At 61.4% G+C, this 2,565-nt stretch carries 2 protein-coding genes and 1 tRNA gene; 1 reads left to right on the forward strand and 2 read right to left on the reverse strand.

Annotated features, from left to right (window positions below; genetic code table 11):
- Positions 1–150: 150 nt before the first annotated feature.
- Both mtaB and dapF read right to left on the reverse strand, forming a co-directional pair.
- Complete coding sequence (mtaB, locus tag VOI29_RS23990; protein WP_323784351.1) at positions 151–1,413, reverse strand: tRNA (N(6)-L-threonylcarbamoyladenosine(37)-C(2))-methylthiotransferase MtaB; 1,263 nt, start codon at positions 1,411–1,413, stop codon at positions 151–153.
- The gene (gene dapF, locus VOI29_RS23995) at positions 1,410–2,252 is read right to left on the reverse strand and encodes a diaminopimelate epimerase (RefSeq protein WP_323784353.1); all 843 of its coding nucleotides are present in this window, start codon (positions 2,250–2,252) and stop codon (positions 1,410–1,412) included. The genes mtaB and dapF overlap by 4 nt, the downstream gene beginning before the upstream one ends.
- 187 nt (positions 2,253–2,439) lie before the next feature.
- Between dapF and VOI29_RS24000 the strand changes: the two genes are divergently transcribed.
- A tRNA-Lys gene (locus VOI29_RS24000) sits at positions 2,440–2,515 on the forward strand.
- Positions 2,516–2,565: the final 50 nt, after the last annotated feature.

Below are 2,565 nucleotides of genomic sequence, written 5' to 3' on the forward strand. Positions count from 1 at the left end.
AGGGCTGCCCGGGTTGGTCGTGTTAGGTATGCTAACATTCATGCTGGTTGCTATACTGACGCCATGCGTATTCTATGTCTTGGAACCAAGGACAATGAAAGCAGCAATGAATAACCGCCTACGTCAGCGCCAGGGCAGTTAGAAACGGTATCAGGCCATAAGTTGGGTGCCTGCCACCCCGGTAATTTGCGTGGTGACAATGCTGCCCTCCACCTGCGCCGCAGTGAAGTTCACTTCTGTAAATTGTTCTGTGCGGCCCATATGCGGGTTTTCCATCAGGATGAGGTGGGTCCGGCCGATCTGTTCAGCCAAGTGGCGGGCGACCTGGGCGTCGCCAGCCGCGCGCAGCCGGGCGGCGCGCTCCTTGATGACTGTGCCGTTCACCTTGTTGGGGATCCTAGCGGCCGGGGTGCCTTCCCGCTTGGAATAGGGGAAGACGTGCAGCCAGGTGAGATCGCAGTCGGTGACCAGCTTCAGCGAGTTTTCGAAATGGGCGTCTGTCTCGGTCGGGAAGCCGGCGATGATATCCGCCCCGAAAGTCATTTCGGGACGCAGGCGGCGGGCTTCCTCGCAAAATGCGATGGCATCGTCGCGGAGATGGCGGCGGGCCATGCGTTTCAGGATCAGGTCATCGCCATGCTGCAAGGACAGGTGCAGATGCGGCATCAGCCGCGGTTCGGTGGCAATGGCCTGCATCAGATTGTTATCCGCTTCGATCGAATCGATCGAGGAGATGCGCAGCCGCCGCAGGTCCGGCACCAGCTTCAGAATCCGCATCACCAGATCGCCCAGGCGCGGCTGCGCCGGCAGGTCGGCGCCCCAGGAGGTGAGGTCCACGCCCGTCAGCACCACTTCGTTATAGCCTTTGTCCACCAGCCGTTTGATCTGGTCGATCACCACACCGGCGGGGACGGAGCGGGAATTGCCGCGGCCAAAGGGGATGATGCAGAAGGTGCAGCGGTGGTCGCAGCCGTTCTGGACCTGCACATAAGCGCGCGAGCGGGTGCCGAAACCGTCGATCAGGTGGCCTGCGGTTTCAGTCACTGACATGATGTCGTCGACCTGCACCTTTTCCGTGGCGCCGATGAAGTCCGGGCCTTTGGCGATTTCGTCCCAAGTCCCGGCCTGCATTTTTTCGGTGTTGCCGATGACGCGAGTGACCTCCTCCATCGCGGCAAAGGTTTCCGGTTCGGTCTGGGCGGCACATCCGGTCACGATGATCGGCGCTTCGGGGTTTTCGCGGCGCAGTTTGCGGATTTCCTGACGCGCCTTGCGCACCGCTTCGGCCGTGACCGCGCAGGTGTTCACCACCACGGCGTCCTTCAGACCCGCCTGCTGGCTCAGCTCCTTCATCGCCTCGGTCTCATAGGCATTGAGGCGGCAGCCCAGCGTGGTGAACTTGGGCGCGCTCATACCAGACTCTCCAGGAACTGACGCGTGAACGTGCCGTCAAAGACATGCATGGTCGCTCCCGTCATCCAGACGCCATCCTCGGCCCAGTCGATCCACAGGCTGCCGCCATCAAGGTCGATCTGCACCTTGCGCCCGGTCAGCCCGCGCCGGGCGGCCGCAACGGCTGTGGCGCAGGAGGACGACCCAGAGGCCAGCGTCACGCCCACGCCGCGCTCCCACACCCGCATGCGGATGCGGTCCGCGCCGGTCACCTGGGCGACCTGCACGTTGGTTCGTTGCGGGTAAAGCGGATGGTGTTCGTAGCGGGGGCCGAATTCATCCAGCGGGATCAGCTCGGCATCTTCGACAAAAAATGTGCAATGCGGGTTGCCCATGCCGGTGGCGGTCGGGCCGCCTTCAATCGGCAGTTCCAGCGTGTCCGCTTCCTCGGCCAGCGGAATGTCCTGCCAATCAAGCTGCGGCTTTCCCATATTGACCGAAGTAAGGCCATTGCCGGCGTCGCGGGCATAAAGGTCGCCGCGGTCCGTGGTCAGATGCAGCCCGGGCTTGCCGCTTTCCAGGATCAGGTGGCGCGCCACGCAGCGGGTGGCATTGCCGCAGGCTCCGGAGGTGGAGCCATCGGCATTGTAGAAGGTCAGATGGGCATCCCCCGGACCGTTCGAAATCACGGCCAGCTGATCGAACCCGACGCCGAACTGGCGGTGGGCTATTCCCTTGGCCATAGCCGGAGAGATGGCAATGTCCTTCGCGCGCGCGTCGACTACAACGAAATCGTTGCCCAGCCCGTGCATCTTCATGAAGGGGAGAGAGGTATCTGCTTGGGTGCTCATTCCGGGCATATAGACCTGTGCCGCAGATGAATCCAGCCTTCAGCGGGAAAAGTTAAAAAAAGGGGTTGACCCCCCGCCGCACTGGCCCTAGATACGCCGCCTATCGGGACAGCAAGACACAGGCTGCCAGGCAGTTCCGAAGCGAAATAAGTGCTTGATCCTTTTGGGGAAAACACTTAGACAGCGACGAAGAAGTGGGCCGTTAGCTCAGTTGGTAGAGCAACTGACTTTTAATCAGTGGGTCGCAGGTTCGAATCCTGCACGGCTCACCACTTCCTTCCATTAGATACCTCCTTCCAAGGGTTTATCGCCATCTTTGGCG

This window comes from Leisingera sp., from assembly GCF_034669605.1.
Classification (GTDB): domain Bacteria; phylum Pseudomonadota; class Alphaproteobacteria; order Rhodobacterales; family Rhodobacteraceae; genus Leisingera.

Coding starts and splice junctions, on each gene's coding strand:
- mtaB (WP_323784351.1), bottom strand. CDS start 1,413: ATGAGCGCGCCCAAGTTCACCACGCTGGGCTGCCGCCTCAATGCCTAT.
- dapF (WP_323784353.1), bottom strand. CDS start 2,252: ATGCCCGGAATGAGCACCCAAGCAGATACCTCTCTCCCCTTCATGAAG.